Raw genomic sequence first — 17,237 nt, 5'->3', positions numbered from 1 at the left:
CCCGCTTCAGGTGGTGGGGCATCACCCATATCCCTCACTTCTCGAGAAGGAAAATCTATGTCTGTAGGTTCTGCACGTCGTGCAGTTGCAGGTTTGAGTGTGTTTGCTGTTGCTGCGGGTTTCGCGGCGGTTGCGGGTGTCGGGGTTGCTGGTGCGGCTCCGGTGACGGCGGAGTTCAATTCCGATGGGTACAAGGTGACTCGGACGATCAGTAACGGCACGCCGTCCGAGGGTGATGTGATCACGTCGAAGACGGTGTTCAAGCGAACTGCTGGGGTTCACAATCTGTATGCGGTGCGCGATTTTCATCCGGCGTGTATGACGTATGTCGATGGTTCGGCGACGGTGAACGGTAGTGCGTTCCGTGTCAACGAGGTGGCTACTGATTCTGTTCGGTTGAGTGCGGGTGCTACGGAGTGGCCGATGTGGGGCGGTGACGTCAAGACGTTCGAATTCCAGTATCGCGTCGGCGCGGATTGTGCTCGTGGTACCAATTTGTCGACGACGGTGCATTTCGACGGGACGGTGTTCGTTGACGACACGACGAATGGTCGTGGCCCGTCGATCAATGTTCAGAAGAACGTCTCGACGACGGCCGTGTCACCGGTCAGTGGCGCTCAGGTGGGGCAGCCGGTGACGTTGAGTGCGACGGTGACCGGTGGTGCCGACGGTGATTCGGTGGAGTTCTTCGACGGTGGCACCAAGATCGGTGCGGGCGCGCTCGCCAATGGTGTTGCAACACTTGCCTGGACACCGGCTGACGTCCGAACCCACAGCGTGACGGCCAAGTACCTCGGTAATGCAAAGGTGGCGACCTCAACGTCGTCAGCTGTCGACGTCGTCGTATCCGAAGCGGACAAGAGCACTGCAACCACGATTACCGGTCCCGCGAGTGCGGTCGCAGGTGAGTCCGTGACCGTCGAGGCTACGGTGTCGCCTACTCCGGCGGGTGGCACGGTGCAGTTCAAAGACGGTGCAACCGACCTCGGCGGCGCTGTTGCGGTCGACGCCAACGGCAAGGCGTCACTGGCGAATTCCTATGCAGAAGGCGCACATTCGATCGTGGCGGTGTACTCCGGTTCCGGTGTCTACCAGACTTCGACGTCAGCGCCGCATGCGTTGACAGTCGCTCCGGTGGTGGTCGAGGAGAACACAACGACCACCCTCGTCGGCCCGTCGACCGCTTCGACCGGAGAGGCATTGTCGTTCACTGCCTCGGTCTCGACCGGTGCTGCAGGTGGCACCGTGCAGTTCAAGGAAGGTGGCAGGGATCTGGGCCCCTCGGTTCCAGTGGACGCCACGGGTAAGGCGACAACCATGCCGACCTTCAACGTGGCGGGTGAGTACAGCATCACCGCAGTATTCTCGGGTTCGGGCAACTACCTGGGTTCGACATCGAACGCCCAGACTGTGAACGTCAAGGCGCCGGCTCCCACCGACCAGCAGACCGAGACGGTCTTGACCGTTCCGGCGGATGCGAAAACCGGTACGGCAGTGGGTCTCTCCGTGGCGGTCACTCCGTCGCCGGTGGGTGGCACGGTGCAGTTCAAGGACGGCTCGGGCAATCTCGGCTCGCCGGTGCCGGTCGTCGAGGGCAAGGCGTCGATCATGCACGAGTTCGCGAGCGTCGGTACGCACGACATCACGGCCGTCTACTCGGGTGCAACAGGATTCCTCACCTCTACCTCGGCCGCTCACTCGGTTTCGGTCACGGCTCCGGCCGCGGAGGATCAGGAAACGTCCATCACCGTGAGCGCTCCGGCGTCAGCGGTCAAGGGCGCGAAGGTTGATCTCGTTGCGGCAGTGGTACCTACGCTCAGCGCAGGAACGGTTCAGTTCATGGACGGAACCACCCCGATCGGTGGACCGGTTGCGGTGGTGAACGGTAAGGCCACGCTCTCGCACACCTTCACCGAACTCGGAGATCGCCGAATCACCGCGGTGTTCAGCGGAACTGACGGCTACCTCGGTTCCGAGACCCAGGCTGCAGTCACCGTCAAGATCACGGCAGAGTCCGACGGCGGAGAGCCCGGCAACGGCGGCAGTTCGACAGGTTCGCTGGGAAGCCTGGAAAACATCTTCGGGTCCTAGCCCGACGCCTGCACACAGACGCCTCGCCGCAGAGACAACTTCTGCGGCGAGGCGTTTCCCGTCTGCGAGGTCAGGGGTTCGGCGCTACGACATGCCATGGCACCGTCAGGATGCAGTCGCGAAGACGTCGTCGCGCGGGCTGCACGGGAATTCCTTGCGCCCGAAGAATTTCCAATGCGGCAGCCCAGCGATGTCGAGGTCCGAAGGAGGCGTGTGGCGCAGCGGTGGCCCAGGCTCGATCGGCCGCGCTGAGCAGCGCGTGGATCGGCTCACCTGGAACGTTGCGGTGAATGAGAGCCTTCGGGAGACGTTCCGCGATGTCGGAAGGACGCTCGATGTCGAAGGGGTCCCAGGCCAGTGTCAGGGTCAATGGACGATCGGCGTCGAGAAGCACCCAGGCGCAACGCCTTCCGAGCTCGTCGCAGGTTCCGTCGAGTAGCAGTCCGCCCGGGGCGAGGCCGGACTGAATGTGTGCCCACGCAGAGTCCACAGCGTCCTCCGGGTATTGCCGGAGGACGTTGAAGGCGCGTACGAAAACGGGTGTGAGACCGGCCAGTTCGAATCCGCCACGGGCGAAGCTGACACCGTCACGACTCTCGACCACGCGGGCGGGGTCGATCTCGAGCCCGATGACGCGTCGATCCCGCCGGACAGCGGTGAGGCGGCTTGCCATCTCGAAGGTGGTGTCCGGCCTCGCCCCGTACCCGAGGTCGACGATCAACGGATCGGCCGCATTGTTCAGGGCGCGAGCGATAGTGCGGTTGTGGACGATCCACCGGTCACTTCGTCGCAGTCTGTTGATCCCCGTCGTGCCACGGGTGATGACCCCCTCGATCTTCGGGGGTGGAGCCTTCTTCACGTCGGCTTCAGCGTGCGGCGAGCCAGGTCGCGGTGACCTGGGCTTCGGTGCGGAACAGATCGACGAGGTTGATGAGCATGAGCTGTTCCAACTTCGCGCCGATGAACGGTATGAAGACCTTCGCCTCGGACGTGGTTCGCAGCGTGGACCCGGTATCGGTCGCGAACAACTCCATGGTGCCGGACAGATTCCCCGGCCCGGCCGGGATGGACGCTTCGTACGTTCCGGTCACGGTGTCGCCGAAGGCGCCGTACGACTCCTTGCGCGTGATGACCAGATCCTTCTTCATCACCGTCTGAGCAATGTCCGGCAAATCGGTGCGCGGGAGAATGTGGTGCAGCACGAGATCGATTCCGGAATCGGTGACCTCGAAATGTTCCACATGGTTCTCGGAATGCTTGCGCATCTCCTCGACGCGGGCCTCCCAGTACGAGCGGTCCGCCAGTGCCGCGTAGACCTGCTCGGGGGAGTGCTGATAGCGGGCGGAGTAGTCGATGCGGCGAGCCATGGTCGGAAAGAATACCTGTTACGCGCTGTGACAAGCCAAATTGGCCGTATCCACAACTATCGCCGCCCGCAGGATTTTACTTCGCGATCCACTCCCGGGTGAAGTCCTGTTCGGCCTGGATGAGCCGGACAACCTCGTCGACGATCGCGCTTTCGATCTTTCCGCCGAGGAACGGGATCTTGACCTCGACCTCACCCTCGATCTCGAGAGTGGCGGAGTTCTCGTCACCAGTCAGGACCTGCGTGCCCTCGATACGGGCGGGAACACCGTCGACGTGGGCGGAGAAGGTGCCCGTGGCCTTGCCGTCCTTGAAAGGAGCCATCGTCTCACTGCGCTTGATGACGATGTCGCCGTTGACGACCTTCGACACCATGCTCGGGAGATGCTCGGCAGCAATGATCTGCGACATCGTGACCGCGACGGTCTCGTCGCGAACGGTCAGCTCTTCGATCGCCGCGCCGGGACCACCGACAGCGACGATTCGGTCGCGCCAGTACTGCTCGGAGGTCACCGCCTCATGGACCTTCTCGGCGGGGACTGTGTACTTCGACGAATGCTCGATGCGACGGCTCACGATTGTGGAGGCTACCGTTTATCGATGTGTGGGACGTAACCATTGGCAGACGCGTCGTGGAATCAGGCGCTTTCGTGTCCGAGAACGTTGACTTGTCGGGATTGACGACGCTCCGAATCGGGGGACCGGCGCGGCTGCTCGCCGAATGCCCGACGACGCAGTCGTTGATCGACGTCGTGACGCTGCTCGATCGCGAGCAGATCCCGACGCTGATTCTCGCCGGCGGATCGAATCTCGTGATCTCGGACGCGGGATTCGACGGAGTTGTCGTTCGTGTGGCCAACACCACCGTGAGCCTCGACACGGACCGCGTCATTGCCGAAGCGGGCGCAGTGTGGGACGAAGTAGTCGGCCAATCCGTCGCCGCGGAACTGGGCGGCCTCGAATGCCTGTCCGGGATTCCGGGCTCGACCGGTGCGACGCCGGTGCAGAACGTCGGCGCGTACGGCGTCGAGGTGGGCTCGCGGCTCCGGCAGGTTCAATTGCTCGACCGACGCAGCGGCGAAGTGTCGTGGGTCGAACCGTCGAAACTCGAGTTGGGCTACCGGTCGAGTGTTCTCAAGCATTCCGATGCAGCAGTGGTTCTCGCCGTCGAATTCGATGCGTCGACCGACGGATTGAGCGCCCCGCTCGCGTACCGCGAACTGTTCACCGCACTCGGGGCCGAGGAAGGCGAGCGGTTGCCTGCGTCGCAGGTCCGCGAGGCGGTTCTGGGATTGCGGACAGGCAAGGCGATGGTGCTCGATCCGTACGACCACGACACTTGGAGCGCGGGTTCCTTCTTCACCAACCCCGTGGTGCCGGACGACAAGCTGCCCGCTGTGCTCGGAGCAATAACCGAACAGCTCGGAGACGTCACCGTGCCGCAGTTCCCGGGCAGTGGTGGAACCAAGCTCTCGGCCGGATGGTTGATCGAACGGGCCGGATTCTCGAAGGGTTATCCCGGTGAAGATGCACCGGCCAGGCTGTCGACGAAACACACCTTGGCGTTGACCAACAGAGGGTCGGCAACGAGCGCGGATGTGGTCTCGCTCGCGCGGACGGTTCGCGACGGCGTCGAAGCCGCGTTCGGTGTCCACCTTGAACCGGAACCGGTAACTGTGGGCTTCACCATCTGATTCCTGACGGAGCCCGCAGGTAGCCTGTTGAAGTGCATGAGCTGGGTGGTCGGAGAAGTCGTTCGCGTCTTGTTGCGTTGGTAGCTGTATTGCTCGCTGTGATGGTGGCCGCTGTCGGCTGCACGATCGGTGGCAAGGACGGACAGGGCGGTGCGGCGGCCGCCGAACCAGCACCTGTTGCGACCGTGGTGTCGACGCCGGCACCCGGTACCAAAGACGTCAGCCCGGTCGCGCCCGTCTCGGTTGCGGTGACCCAGGGAACACTGGCCGACGTCAATCTCAGCAACGCGGCCGGTAAGGCCGTCGCCGGACAACTCTCGCCTGACAAGACGACGTTCACCGTCAGTGAGGCACTCGGCTACGGCACCACGTATTCGTGGTCGGGCTCGGCAACCGGAACCGACGGCAAATCCGTGCCAGTGCAGGGGAGCTTTACGACGGTCGCCCCGGAGTCGACCACCGGCGCCACCCTCAACATCGCCGACGGCCAGGAAGTTGGTATCGCGGCACCGATCACGTTGCAGTTCGACAACTCCGTCGTCGACAAGGCGGCCGTCGAGAAGGCGCTTGTCGTGACCACCGTGCCGCCCACCGCCGGATCGTGGGCATGGCTGGCCGACGACAACGGCGGATCACGGGCCCATTGGCGACCGGCCGATTACTGGGTGCCGGGCACAACTGTCCATCTGGACGCCAAGCTCTACGGCTTGAACTACGGCGGTGGCGCTTACGGCGACCAGGATCTCACGCTCGACTTCACGATCGGTCGTAGCCAGATCGTGAAGGCGAACGCGCCGAGCCACCGCATGCAGGTGGTGCGAGACGGTCAGACGATCATGGACATTCCCGTCAGCTACGGCGAGGGAAACGAACCTCGAAACGTCACGCGCAGCGGCATTCACATGGTGACGGAGAAGTACGAAGACTTCATGATGTCCAATCCGCCGTTCTACGAGAACGTGCGTGAGCGTTGGGCGGTGCGCATCTCCAACAACGGCGAATTCATCCACGCCAATCCTCAGACCACCGGGGTGCAGGGCTCGTCGAACGTCACGAACGGTTGCATCAACCTGTCGACATCCGACGCGCAGGAATACTTCGGAACCGCCCTCTACGGTGACCCCGTCGAGGTGACCGGCACGTCGATCGACCTGTCGCCTGCGGACGGCGACATCTACGACTGGGCGATCGATTTGCCGACCTGGAAGTCGATGTCTGCACTGGCGTAAGTCTCTACTGCTGTGAACCGAGAAATCCGTCGACGAGCGGAACCATCCGGGCGTTGCTTGCGTCAATACAGGTAAGCGCTGTCGGCTCGGGGGAGTCCGACGGGGATTTCGACGTCAGGGGGCAGCGGTGGGCATTCCATTTCTGGAAGATGTGCTTGGCAGGATCTCCGAAGCGACGCAGGCCGCCCCGTCCGGCGTGGCGGCGTTGCCAGTTGTCGGCGCTCCCATCGCGAGCGCAATCGCTACGTCTGCTCTGGTGCAATCCGTAACCGACGACCGCGGCGCGTTCGACGACGAGATGGCTGTTGCGACCGCCGACGCCGATGCAGAGCGCGCACGAGCCTGGGGTGAGCGCGATGCCCTCACCGCCCAGACGTCATCGCTCGAGTACAGCGAACATGCAATCGTGGACGACGATCCTTTCGATGCGATGTCGCACTCCGAAATCTTCGACCACGTCAACGAGATGAATCCGGCAACCCTGAGTGCAATCGGTGAGGCCTGGAAGGCCATTGCCGGCCGGGTGGAATCTGGCATCGGGAAGTTCCAGAACGATGTGAACGGTGCAATCACCGAAGGCTGGCAGGGGCGCGGCGGCTCGGCTGCGTTGGAAGCAGTGCTGGCCTACTCGGCTGATGCGGGTGAGCTGAAGGTGCGGGTCGATCTGATCTCGAACAAGATCGAGGAGGCGAAGATCGCACTCGACGAGGCCAAACGCTCGATTCCGGCACCCGACGGCGCCTCGACGGTCGAGAGGTTTCTCAGCCTGGTTCCCGGGGCTACGTGGAAGCAGGCCCAATACGAAGCGGAAGAAGCCGAACGTCAAGCGCGCCAGGTGATGAAGGACGTGTATCTGCCGTACATGAAGCGTGCGGACGACCAGGTGCCGATCCTCCCGGCCGCTTTCAATCCGGTCACCGGCAGTGGCGGGGCTGGAAGTGGCGGCGCATTCGGTGGTGGTGGTTCCGGCGGAGGTATGGCCTCGGGAACGGGGAACGGGCTCGGCGCGCCATCGGCGTCGGGTGGCGGAGTTGGTGGAGGAGTGGACGGTGGAAACTCCGGCGGTGCAAATCCGGCCGGAGACGGTTCCGGTCAGAACCCTTTAGGCCCCAATTCCGGAAATGGTGACAACCGTAGTGGTGTTGACGCCCAAGGGAATTCCGGTGCCGACGCCGCCCGGTCCGCAAACGATTCCGGCCCGGCCGGGACCACCGCGGCACATGCCGGTCCACTGTCCGCCGGTGCAGCGCCGGATGGCCTTGCCCGTGCAACTCCGAATGGTGCTCAGCTCGGTTCCGGCGTGCCGTCGGGCCTGGTGGGTAGCGGTTCGGGTGGAGGTTCTGCCGGTGGAATCGGTACCGGCGGCTTCGGGCCAGGCGGAACCGGAGGTGGAGCCCTCGGACCTGGCGGACCTGGCGGCGGTGGCCTCGCCGGTGGCGGACGTGGGGGAGTCAACGGAACTGGCGGTACTTCGGCGACGGGCGCGCAGAGCGGTCGGGGCGCGATGGGTGGCGTCGGCGGCATGGCACCGGGACGAGGGCAAGGGCAAGACGAAGACAACGTTCACGACACCCCCGGCTACCTCGTCACCGTCGAGAACGGCAACGCCCTGATCGGCGACCTACCCATGGTCTCCCCGGCGGTACTGGGCGAATGACCACCATGCAATGGCAGTTCACCGGCCTCGAATTCCAGATTCTCTGGGAAGCGGTCGGACGTGACCGACTCCCGTACCCGCTGCGGTTTCGTCCGGCGGCCGACACCATGAACGAGCTGACAGCGGAGCGACGTCGAGCGGGAGCGCACCTGTCTGCCGTGCTCGACGATCGGCTGCATCACGTTCTCGGTGCTCTTGCGAATCCTGATGCTCGTGTGGAGGTTTCCGGTTTTCACGGGCAGAAAATGAGTACGGTGACGCGATTGCACGGTGTTGTTGCCGGCGACCTGGGTGTGCTCCTGACTCAACTGCCCGGCAGGACTGTCGACTGTGGCTCCGACGTGGTTTTCACCGTCGCACGCCCATCGGCAATTCCACGGATGCTCGTCGATCACCTGCCGACCTGCCCCGCTGGATCGGAGCGTGGCCTGAACATCGAAAGGCCGAAAACTGCCGGGAGGCAGAGCTTTCTGAGCAGCGCAGCCGGTGCGCGCGGGAGCGAGGAAGTGAGCAGATTCTTCGGCCGAGAGCGGACCTCGATCGGTGAAGTCACCGCATACCCGGGAGGAGCCGTCGACAGCAGGCCGACAGACGACGGAATAACATTCCACTGGTACGACTATGCCGGCGACGGTCGGTACATCATCACCGCGGGTGAAACCGTGAGTGCCCGCGGCGCTTCCGCGGAAGTGACGGAGGCCGAGATTGCACGCAATCTCGACTCCGTCCTCCGTCAGTCGATTCGCCCGAGGCTCTAGCTGTTCGGTGCGATTCGAACTAGCTGGTGGTGCGATGGAACCGACCGGGGCTTGCCTGATCCCTCGGCTTGACGATGATCTGATCGAGGTTCACGTGTGACGGCCGCGACGCGACAAAACCGATGATCTCGGCGATGTCCTGCGCCACCAACGGTGTGATTCCCTCGTACACCTTGTCGGCCTTGTCCTGATCGCCCTCGAACCGGACGAGTGAGAACTCCGTCTCGACGGCTCCCGGCGCGATTTCGGTCAGTCGAACGGGCTTACCCAACAGTTCACCGCGCAATGTCCGATGAAGGACGGCTTGAGCGTGTTTGGCGGTGGTGTAGCCTGAGCCGTTGTCGTATGCCTCCAGCGCGGCCACCGAGGTGATGGTCACGACCAGACCGTCACCCGAATCGATCAGCTTGGGCAGCAGTGCCTTCGTCACACGCAACGTACCCAGAACATTGGTCTCCCACATCCACCGCCAGTCGTCCAGATCGGCGTCCAGGACTGTTGCCAGACCCTTTGCACCACCCGCGTTGTTGACCAACACGTCGACACGGGGGACCACGGCCGCGAACGCGTCGACGGAATCCTCGTCGGTGACGTCGAGTTCGAGAGCGGTACCACCGATTTCCTCGGCGATCTTCTCGAGACGATCGACGCGGCGAGCACCGATCACGACGTGGAATCCCTGAGCTGCCAGGGTGCGGGCGGTGGCCTCACCGATTCCGGAGCTGGCTCCGGTGACTACGGCGATGCGGGCATCGGAAGAAATGGTCATGATGCAATCGTAGGGCTAGTCGGCGGCATACTCTGCCTCCCGTTCGATGGATTCGATGTGACGACGCGGTACCTTGACCGGGCCAGGGGTGTAGGTGACGGCGCGCAGCGCCCCGCTGTACCGGAATGGTCCGTGGCGTCGTCGTACTTCCCACGACACAGGTCCTCTGGCGTCGACCCCGACCGAGATGCCGGTCCACGGCGCCATCCCGACCAGTTGTACTTGCCCGAGCAGTTGGCCCGCGTGAATGCCGTCGACGCTGACGTGGAGATCCCAACGCAACCGCGGTAACACCGCCACGGACACGTCGATTCGCTTGGTGCCGACCGGCAATGGCCCCGCATCGACCACGGAGTAGGAACCGAAGGCGTTGTATCCGAGATGCAGGTTGCCGTCCTCGACGTAGAGAAGATATCCACCTTGTGGATCCCCATGGGCGACAAGGACGCCGGCGTCGCCTTCGCGGTAACCGTCGAGTTCGATCGTGATGTCGAAGTCACGGAACCCGATCAGTTTGGATGAGCGGTAGCGCTCCAGTGGGGGCGTTCCCGCAAGTAGTCGCACCGGGCGTGAGAGTGCCTCCTCCTCCGGACGGCGAACCGCGCCGACGGTATTGCCCAGTAGAGGAAACACGGTGTTCGCCCACGCCGAGTGGTCCCAGGCCTCGGCGAGTTCGCGAACCTTATCGGGAAACCGTGATGCGAGGTCGTCGAGCTCGGTCGGGTCGGCTCGGACGTCGAACAATTGCCAGTGCGGTTTGTCGATGTCAGCTGGAGCGAGCGCCAGCAGTTTCCATCCGTCCTTGTAGTAGCCGCGGATTCCGGTCACCTCGGTGTACTGCTCGGTGTGGGTACTCGGAGCGGTGGGTGAACGCAGAACCGGCGCGCTCGACGCGCCGTCGAACTCCTTGACAGGCAGCCCGTTTCGCACGGTGGGGGTTTCGATTCCGGCCAGTTCGAGAAGCGTCGGCGTCAGGTCGGTGACATACGCGAACTGGTCGCGGATCCCGTTGTCGCCCGCTTCGGGTTTCAATCCCGCGGGCCAGGACAGGAGGAAGGGAACACGGATCCCGCCGGCAAATGATTGCCCTTTGTAGAACCGGAAGGGGGTGTTGGACGTCTGCCCCCATCCACGTGGATAGTGCACGCCCAACTCAGGTCCGCCGATGAGGGATTCGTCGTGTGGGACATCGCCCACCCAGTCCGGATCCTGAATATGCGCGAACTGCGCGAAGTAGCTTCGAGTCCCGTCCGAACCGCCCTCGGCGGTGCCGCCGTTGTCCGAGGTGAAGACGATGATCGTGTTGTCGAGTTCGCCCAGCTCGTCCAGGGTGTCGACGATGCGTCCGACGCTCTGATCGATCGAGTCGACCATCGCCGCGTACACCTCCATGTAGCGGGCGAACCGAGACTGCACCTCCGGCGTGAGCGAATCCCATTCGGGCACGTCGAATCCGGGTTCGGAGTTACGCGGCGCCTGTCGTGTCCCCTCCGGAAAGAGTCCCTGCAGTAGCTGAGAGGCGAACCGCGACTCGCGGATTCGATCCCAGCCCTCGTCGTAGCGACCGCGGTATTTCGCCTGATCGGCGGGCTTGGCCTGTAAGGGTCCGTGCATGGCGACGTGTGCGAAGTAGAGAAAGAACGGCTTGTCCTGATCGTGGGCGCGAAGGTCCTTGATGTACCCGACGGCCTTGTCGGTCAGATCGTCGGTGAGGTAGTAGCCCTCGGGATACTCGTCGACGTCGACCACAGAATTGTCGGAGATCAATTGATTGGGGTAATAGAAGGAATTGAGTCCTTCGAGTGAGCCGTAGTAGCGATCGAATCCACGCTGTGTCGGCCAGGAATCACGACTTCGTCCCGGGGCGAGGTTTGCGTCGCGCACGAGATGCCACTTGCCCACCGCATAGGTCGCATAGCCTGCGCCGCGGAGGATTTCGGGGAGTGTCTGGACGTCGTCGGCCAATTCCAGACGCAGTCCGGGGTATCCCGGATCGGCGTTGGCAACAAATCCGTACCCGGCGCGGTGCGGATTGAGGCCGGTGAGAAGCGCGGCGCGCGACGGCGAGCAGAGGGGCGTCGTGTGATAGTTGGTCATTCGAATGCCCTGCGAGGCAAGGCGGTCGAGGGTGGGAGTCTCGATCTCGGAGCCGAACGGTCCGATGTCGCTGTATCCCATGTCGTCGATCAGAACCACGACGATGTTGGGTGACCCGAGAGGCGGGGTCGTGGCTGTGGGCCACGCCGGGGTCGAATCGGCTGCAGTGCGGCCGATTCGACCCTCGAAGCCTTCGTAACCGCGCGCGTGCGGCGGAAGGCCGGAATCTGCGTGAGTCATGAGTTGTTCGAGGCACCTTCTGCCGCAACTGCACCTTCGATAACCGAATACTCGGAAGCGTCGCCGGCGATACTGCGGCTTCGTTCCCCATGGATGTTGACCGGGATGTCGCCGGCAAGTGTGATGCGCTCCAGACGCCGGTACTGGTCGTCGTAGTCTGCGATCGCGTAATGCTGGGTGGCGCGGTTGTCCCAGATCGCGACGTCACCCGCTTCCCAGTTCCAGCGCGTCGTGTACTCGAGCTTGATGGCGTGATCCTGCAAGAGCTTGAACACACCGTTCGACTGTTCGGTGCTCAACCCGACGAAGTTCTTGACAAAATGTCCGAGGACGAGCGTGCGTTCTCCGGTTTCGGGGTGGACACGCACCACAGGGTGCTCCGTCTCGAAGTACGTGGACTGGAACTCCTCGCGGTAGGCGGCCGTGCGATCTTCGGTGAGACGCTCGGCGCTGGTGGCCGCGTAATCGTAGACGTTCGTGTGGCGAGCCCAGAGGTTCTCCGCGAGCGCCTTGAGTGGATCCGGCAGTCCGTTGTACGCGGCTACCCCTGACGCCCACGTCGTGGAACCGCCGTATTCGGGCAGCTGCACCGCGCGCAGGATCGAAGCTTTGGGGATGCGATCGACGAAGGTGACGTCGGTGTGCCAACTGTTGGCCTTGCCCAGGTCCGAATCGATGGGCAGAACTTTTGCGCCGTGCGACTTCACCGTGGGGTGGGCAGTGGTCGGGGTGCCCAACAGCTGGGCGAACTCGTACTGCGAATCGTTGTCGAGGTGGTTCTGTCCGCGGAAGAAGATCACCTTGTGTTCGAGAAGCGCCTGTCGGATGAGTGAGATCGTCGCCGGATCGAGGTGCTCGCCGAGAGTGATTCCGTCGATTCGGGCGCCGATATGCGCGCCGAGGGGGGTGACAGTGCCGCGAGCGGCGCCGGCAGCCGCCCCGTTCGTTGATGCCGCGTCCGTGAGGGTCGGCTTGGCGAAAGCTGTAGACATGGTGCACCTTTCGTGGGGAGTGCACCCACCCAAACACGCGAAAATCCGCCTCGACAGGGTTGTGGTCAGTGTGATCGTTACCGCACCTGATTTGTGAATCTCGGTGAAGCTGCTACTTTTGGAGCCATGTCGACCGACCAGCCTGCCGCTTTGCGGGTCACCTATGTGACCGCTGCGCTTGGTTCGCGTCTGCCCTTGGCGCGAGAGCTGTGTTGTCGCCGCCGTTCTTTCTGCAGCTAATTTCTGCGCCATTCCTGTCTTTCTCTTCGCTTGACCAGCGCAAAAGCTGATTTCGCGGTCGACAGAGATATGCGCCTTCTCCTCCTTCTGCAAGGGACAGCCATGTCGACACCCACCATCTCCGCCATTCCGAACATCCGATCGCGAACCGCGCTCTCGGGAACGCGGACCCGTACCCAGATCGTCGTGCCCGAACTGCGCATTGCCGACGGACCGTCCGCGACGGTGTTGCGGATTGCTCGATCCCGCGGACCGCTCTCTCGCGATACCGCGGCGAAAGCGTCCGGACTGAGTATTGCCACCGTGAACCGGCAGGTCACGAGCCTGCTGGACCTCGGGATCCTGCGCGAACGCGCAGACTTGACAGCCTCCGGCGCCATCGGGCGTCCGCGGGTTCCGTTCGAGGTCAACCACGAGCCGTACTTGACCGTGGGCATTCATATCGGTGCCGTCGTCACCAGCATCATCGCCAGCGACATTCGTGGCAAGGTGCTCGGCGCCGTCGAGATTCCGACTCCCGCCACCAATTCTGCTGTCGCGCTTGCCACCATTGCGCGCTCGGCCAAATCGTTTGCCTCACGGTGGCACAAGCGTCGTCCACTCGCCGTCGGCGTGGCCATCGGCGGTCGCGTCGATTCGGCGACCGGAGTAGTCGATCACCCACGCCTGGGGTGGAAGGGCGCCAAAGTCGGATCCATCATCGGAGCCGGCTTGGACCTTCCTGTATCAGTCGCCGCCCACGTCGAGGCGATGGCTGCGTCGGAACTACTGCTCAGCACCGACCGTGCCGAGGCTCCGACACCGGGCACTACCGGGCTGTACTTCTACGCCCGTGAAACTGCCGGTATCGCAATCACTTTCGAAGGTCGAGTACACACGCCGTCCAGCGGACCCGGTTCGATCGCGCACCTTCCGACGGGTTCGTCCGCACGGTGCACCTGCGGCGCCGTGGGTTGCCTTGAAGCAACGATCAGTGACCGCGCTGTAGTTGCGCAGGCTTTGTCTTCGGGCGCCGTGATCCAGGGCAGTGAGCGTGTCACGATCGCGGACGTCTACCGGGCTGCGTCGTCGGGTTCCATTCCGGCACACGAACTTCTGGTTGATCGAGCACGCGTCCTCGGCCGGACGGTGGCAATGCTGCGTGACCTGTTCAACCCGGATCGTGTGATTCTGGGTGGTCAGGCATTCACCGACTATCCCGCCGGAGTGCCCCATGTCGCCGAGGCTTTCTCGACGGCATCCTCGTTGGAGCGTAAGGACATTCGAATTACCGGTTTCGGTAATCGGGTCCAGGAATACGCTTCCACGGTCGTGTCACTGAGTTCACTGTTTGCTGATCCCGCGGCGGCCATGCGTCGCGCGTCGGCCGTCTGACTGCGAAGAGGGTAGTCAGAGTTCCGGTCGATCCAAGACTCGCAACCATGATCCGTCGGACTGGCGGCGCGCGACCTGCGTGCGCCCGCCGGTTCCGTCGGAAGGTTTGGTCGAGGTCATGGCGAGGTCGCCGCTGATCACCGTCGGTAGAGATTCCTCGACGGTGAATCTCGGTGCAGCTGCCAGCATCTGAGAGATCACCTCGCGGATGGCTTGGCGACCCACGGTGAGGGATCCGGGCGGGAAGGCCATCACCGCATCCTCCTCGTAGAGTGCGGCGACGGCGTCTGCGTCACCAGCGTTGGCGAACTGCACAAAAAGCTTTGCGATGTCTTCCGGGGTTCCGGCCTTCTGAACGTCATCTGTTGTTGTCATGCTTCCATCGTTCTACCGCACCGGCGATAAGTCCAAGATCTAGTTTGTCTCGCAGCTAGAATCAGCAGTTATGGAACTTCGGCAGCTCGAATACTTTGTCACGGTAGTGGAGGAAGCCAACTTCACTCGCGCCGCCGAGCGGCTTCACGTAGCCCAACCGGGTGTGAGTGCCCAGGTCAAACGGCTGGAACGTGAGTTGGGGCAGGAATTGCTCGATCGTAGTGGTCGAACCGTTTGTCTGACCGACGCCGGGCGAGCTGTCCTCCCGCACGCCTACGCTGCACTTGCTTCCGTTCAGAGCACCCGCGACGCTGTCGATGCACTGAACGGACTGGTTCGGGGTTCCGTTTCGGTCGGGATGGTTACCGCCTGCGCTTCCGCCGACCTCACAGATCTGCTCAGTCGGTTGCACAACAAACACCCCGGACTGGACATTTCGCTGGCCGAGGACGATTCGCGCAGTTTGCTTGCCGGAGTGTTGGACGGAACCTTCGACATAGCCGTCATCGGGGTGGCGGGCGAGCTGCCGGAAGAGCTCGAATCGAGGGTGATCACCGACGAACGACTGGTGGCCGGAGTAGCGGCCGATCATCCGCTGGCCGAGGTGTCGTCTCTGCCGTTTGCCGAACTCGCGACGCAATCGGTCATCTGTCTGCCGGAGGGAACCGGCATCAGAACGTGTCTGGACTTCGCGTGCGCCGCCGCCGGCACCAAGCCGACGGTTGCGCTCGAGGCAAGCAACCTCGGCATCATCGTTTCATTGGCAGCGCAGGGGCTGGGAATGGCCGTGCTTCCGGAGTCGACAGTGGGGGAGTTGCATCGGATCGATCTCGAACCGGAAGCACGATCTCGGCTGGAATTGGTCTGGCGTTCGTCGGGCGGCAAGAATCCGGCGGCCTCTGCTCTCATCGATCTTGCGAGAGCTGTTCCCGCCGAGTGAGTTCGGCCTGCGCCCGATCCAATCCGCCGTGCTCGAGAGCAGCCAACCGTGACCTGTCCTTCCAGACTATGGTGCCGCGCCGGCGGACGATGACCGACATGGTTCCACCGAGATGCTCGAGCGCTCCTGGCACGTTTCGACGCTCGGCAGGTATCGGAACAGGAAGAATATGTGCGTCGGCGATGGGTGCGGTCCCGTCGATGTCGACGCTCCACTTCCGGCTGTAGCCGCGAAGAGTCCAGCGATCGTCGGACACCGTCGTCTCCACCTGTGACGTCAGCGGATTACCCAGCCGCAATACCGTTCCGTCCGGTAGCGCGGCAACGACGGCGGTGACTTCGGTGCGCAGAGGTCCGGCGCTGACCTGGCCGCCGGCAAACGCCACGCAGGCTCGAGGATCGGTGAACCCCTGTGCCTGTCCCCACCACCAGGATTCCGGGAATCCTCCCTTTCCCCAGTTCTTCTCGCCGTACACCTGTGCCCCGGTGAGATCCCAGTTCTGCCCGTCGATGACGGCGCTTCCCTCGACCCGGCCGCCGAGCAGCCACGGATGCCAGTATTGATTGAGTGCGGGAACTGATTGGAAGTAGCTCGATCCCCCGAAGCGTCGATGCGGCCAGAATCGCTGATTGCTGATCCGCACGTCGAGATGGCTGTCGCCGAAATCGACCTGCAGTCGATCGGCATTGCCGCGGAAAGCGTTGTCGGCGTAGGCCCCCAGGATCCGTGGATCGGCCGATCCGCTCGGATGTTCGGCGGTACGGAGGAATCCGCCTGGATGCGCCGCGAGACCGAGCGTCGACCAGTTGCCGCCGTCGGACTTGTTGATTCCGGCGAGCGCGATCACCACCCGTCCGCTGCCTGGCATCGTGAATCGCCAGAAGTAACCCTCCATCGCAACATTATGGGAGGCAAGCAGATTGCCGTACGGCAGGGTGGCACCCGAGGCGCGGTACGCGGGACGCTTCACGGTCCCAATACTGCCTGTGATGCGGTGACCTGAGCGACGAGGCGGCCTTCGTCGTCGCGAATCTCGGTCACGACCGCGACGGTGCTGCGCCCCGCATGCAATGGCCGGGCGGTTGCGGTGACCGTGCCCTTGCGCACCCCGCGAGTGAACACGGTCGACGAACTGGTGGTGGAAGTGCTTGCACCGGGCGGAAGATTGAGGAATGCACAGACGGCGCCGACGCTGTCTGCCAGCGTCATCAAGGCGCCGCCGTGCATTCCGTTGCCGGCGGTGGTGCGGTGGCTGTCCCAATCCAGATGGCCGACAACCTGTTCGGGTGCCGCGCTGTCCAACTGAATTCCGGTGTGAACTGCAAAAGGCATGCTCGCGACAAGTTGTTCGAGGTCCATGCCTACCGATGGTAACGAGCCGCCGAAACCTCCGTCGGGACTTCGGTTTATCGAGGG

General features: G+C 63.3%; 16 protein-coding genes. 7 read left to right on the top strand and 9 right to left on the bottom strand.

The window, feature by feature from the left end; all coding sequences use genetic code 11:
* The first annotated feature begins 57 nt into the window (after positions 1-57).
* Positions 58-2,091: an Ig-like domain-containing protein gene (locus tag CPI83_RS21190; protein ID WP_097387664.1), complete on the top strand. Its 2,034-nt coding sequence runs from the start codon at positions 58-60 to the stop codon at positions 2,089-2,091.
* Positions 2,092-2,161: 70 nt separating this feature from the next.
* Here CPI83_RS21190 and CPI83_RS21185 read toward each other — a convergent pair whose 3' ends face one another.
* The 3 genes from CPI83_RS21185 to CPI83_RS21175 form a co-directional block, all read right to left on the bottom strand.
* The gene (locus CPI83_RS21185; RefSeq protein WP_019744410.1) at positions 2,162-2,950 is read right to left on the bottom strand and encodes a hypothetical protein; all 789 of its coding nucleotides are present in this window, start codon (positions 2,948-2,950) and stop codon (positions 2,162-2,164) included.
* A 7-nt stretch (positions 2,951-2,957) separates the two neighbouring features.
* The gene (locus CPI83_RS21180) at positions 2,958-3,458 is read right to left on the bottom strand and encodes a DUF2505 domain-containing protein (RefSeq protein ID WP_019744409.1); all 501 of its coding nucleotides are present in this window, start codon (positions 3,456-3,458) and stop codon (positions 2,958-2,960) included.
* Between the two features lie 76 nt (positions 3,459-3,534).
* A complete protein-coding gene (locus CPI83_RS21175) occupies positions 3,535-4,032 on the bottom strand; it encodes a DUF2505 domain-containing protein (RefSeq protein ID WP_019744408.1) in 498 nt (165 codons plus the stop codon).
* 74 nt (positions 4,033-4,106) lie between these two features.
* Between CPI83_RS21175 and CPI83_RS21170 the strand changes: the two genes are divergently transcribed.
* From CPI83_RS21170 to CPI83_RS21155, 4 genes are all read left to right on the top strand, one after another.
* Positions 4,107-5,150 (top strand): UDP-N-acetylmuramate dehydrogenase, encoded by a 1,044-nt coding sequence (locus CPI83_RS21170; RefSeq protein ID WP_020906754.1) that lies wholly within the window; start codon positions 4,107-4,109, stop codon positions 5,148-5,150.
* Between the two features lie 32 nt (positions 5,151-5,182).
* Positions 5,183-6,379 carry an Ig-like domain-containing protein gene (locus CPI83_RS21165; protein WP_031333043.1) on the top strand — a complete coding sequence of 399 codons (1,197 nt, stop codon included), beginning with the start codon at positions 5,183-5,185 and terminating at the stop codon, positions 6,377-6,379.
* Positions 6,380-6,506: 127 nt separating this feature from the next.
* Positions 6,507-8,036, top strand: coding sequence for a hypothetical protein (locus CPI83_RS21160; protein WP_097387663.1), 1,530 nt, complete (start codon positions 6,507-6,509; stop codon positions 8,034-8,036).
* Positions 8,033-8,794: an ESX secretion-associated protein EspG gene (locus CPI83_RS21155; RefSeq protein ID WP_097387662.1), complete on the top strand. Its 762-nt coding sequence runs from the start codon at positions 8,033-8,035 to the stop codon at positions 8,792-8,794. Before CPI83_RS21160 ends, CPI83_RS21155 begins: the two co-directional genes overlap by 4 nt.
* A gap of 19 nt (positions 8,795-8,813) precedes the next feature.
* Here the strand turns inward: CPI83_RS21155 and CPI83_RS21150 are convergent, their stop codons facing one another.
* Genes CPI83_RS21150 through CPI83_RS21140 form a run of 3 tightly spaced genes read right to left on the bottom strand, consistent with a single transcriptional unit; the run spans position 8,814 to position 12,892 of the window.
* Positions 8,814-9,563, bottom strand: coding sequence for an SDR family oxidoreductase (locus tag CPI83_RS21150; RefSeq protein WP_003942076.1), 750 nt, complete (start codon positions 9,561-9,563; stop codon positions 8,814-8,816).
* 15 nt (positions 9,564-9,578) lie between these two features.
* Complete coding sequence (locus CPI83_RS21145) at positions 9,579-11,900, bottom strand: arylsulfatase (protein WP_097387661.1); 2,322 nt, start codon at positions 11,898-11,900, stop codon at positions 9,579-9,581.
* Complete coding sequence (locus CPI83_RS21140) at positions 11,897-12,892, bottom strand: TauD/TfdA family dioxygenase (protein WP_020968920.1); 996 nt, start codon at positions 12,890-12,892, stop codon at positions 11,897-11,899. Before CPI83_RS21140 ends, CPI83_RS21145 begins: the two co-directional genes overlap by 4 nt.
* A gap of 342 nt (positions 12,893-13,234) precedes the next feature.
* Between CPI83_RS21140 and CPI83_RS21135 the strand changes: the two genes are divergently transcribed.
* Positions 13,235-14,506: an ROK family protein gene (locus CPI83_RS21135; protein ID WP_020906761.1), complete on the top strand. Its 1,272-nt coding sequence runs from the start codon at positions 13,235-13,237 to the stop codon at positions 14,504-14,506.
* Between the two features lie 15 nt (positions 14,507-14,521).
* Here CPI83_RS21135 and CPI83_RS21130 read toward each other — a convergent pair whose 3' ends face one another.
* Positions 14,522-14,881, bottom strand: a complete 360-nt coding sequence (locus CPI83_RS21130; RefSeq protein ID WP_019744400.1) for a nuclear transport factor 2 family protein — start codon at positions 14,879-14,881, stop codon at positions 14,522-14,524.
* 70 nt (positions 14,882-14,951) lie between these two features.
* On the opposite strand from CPI83_RS21130, the gene CPI83_RS21125 reads away from it, so the two are divergent.
* Positions 14,952-15,821 carry a LysR family transcriptional regulator gene (locus tag CPI83_RS21125; RefSeq protein ID WP_097387660.1) on the top strand — a complete coding sequence of 290 codons (870 nt, stop codon included), beginning with the start codon at positions 14,952-14,954 and terminating at the stop codon, positions 15,819-15,821.
* Here CPI83_RS21125 and CPI83_RS21120 read toward each other — a convergent pair.
* Together CPI83_RS21120 and CPI83_RS21115 are read right to left on the bottom strand one after the other, a co-directional pair.
* Positions 15,787-16,791 carry a tocopherol cyclase family protein gene (locus tag CPI83_RS21120; RefSeq protein ID WP_097387659.1) on the bottom strand — a complete coding sequence of 335 codons (1,005 nt, stop codon included), beginning with the start codon at positions 16,789-16,791 and terminating at the stop codon, positions 15,787-15,789. The two genes, CPI83_RS21125 and CPI83_RS21120, sit on opposite strands and share 35 nt — an antisense overlap.
* Complete coding sequence (locus CPI83_RS21115; RefSeq protein ID WP_003942017.1) at positions 16,788-17,180, bottom strand: PaaI family thioesterase; 393 nt, start codon at positions 17,178-17,180, stop codon at positions 16,788-16,790. The genes CPI83_RS21120 and CPI83_RS21115 overlap by 4 nt, the downstream gene beginning before the upstream one ends.
* Positions 17,181-17,237: the final 57 nt, after the last annotated feature.

The organism is Rhodococcus sp. H-CA8f (assembly GCF_002501585.1).
GTDB lineage: Bacteria > Actinomycetota > Actinomycetes > Mycobacteriales > Mycobacteriaceae > Rhodococcus_F > Rhodococcus_F erythropolis.
The sequence above is the reverse complement of the archived record's forward strand: the minus strand, read 5'-3'. Positions and strand labels throughout refer to the sequence as shown.

Excerpts from the sequence above, each read along its gene's own strand:
- CPI83_RS21180 (WP_019744409.1), bottom strand. The coding sequence starts at position 3,458 with ATGGCTCGCCGCATCGACTACTCCGCCCGCTATCAGCACTCCCCCGAG.
- CPI83_RS21125 (WP_097387660.1), top strand. The coding sequence starts at position 14,952 with ATGGAACTTCGGCAGCTCGAATACTTTGTCACGGTAGTGGAGGAAGCC.
- CPI83_RS21115 (WP_003942017.1), bottom strand. The coding sequence starts at position 17,180 with ATGGACCTCGAACAACTTGTCGCGAGCATGCCTTTTGCAGTTCACACC.
- CPI83_RS21140 (WP_020968920.1), bottom strand. The coding sequence starts at position 12,892 with ATGTCTACAGCTTTCGCCAAGCCGACCCTCACGGACGCGGCATCAACG.
- CPI83_RS21135 (WP_020906761.1), top strand. The coding sequence starts at position 13,235 with ATGTCGACACCCACCATCTCCGCCATTCCGAACATCCGATCGCGAACC.
- CPI83_RS21130 (WP_019744400.1), bottom strand. The coding sequence starts at position 14,881 with ATGACAACAACAGATGACGTTCAGAAGGCCGGAACCCCGGAAGACATC.
- CPI83_RS21150 (WP_003942076.1), bottom strand. The coding sequence starts at position 9,563 with ATGACCATTTCTTCCGATGCCCGCATCGCCGTAGTCACCGGAGCCAGC.
- CPI83_RS21145 (WP_097387661.1), bottom strand. The coding sequence starts at position 11,900 with ATGACTCACGCAGATTCCGGCCTTCCGCCGCACGCGCGCGGTTACGAA.
- CPI83_RS21155 (WP_097387662.1), top strand. The coding sequence starts at position 8,033 with ATGACCACCATGCAATGGCAGTTCACCGGCCTCGAATTCCAGATTCTC.
- CPI83_RS21190 (WP_097387664.1), top strand. The coding sequence starts at position 58 with ATGTCTGTAGGTTCTGCACGTCGTGCAGTTGCAGGTTTGAGTGTGTTT.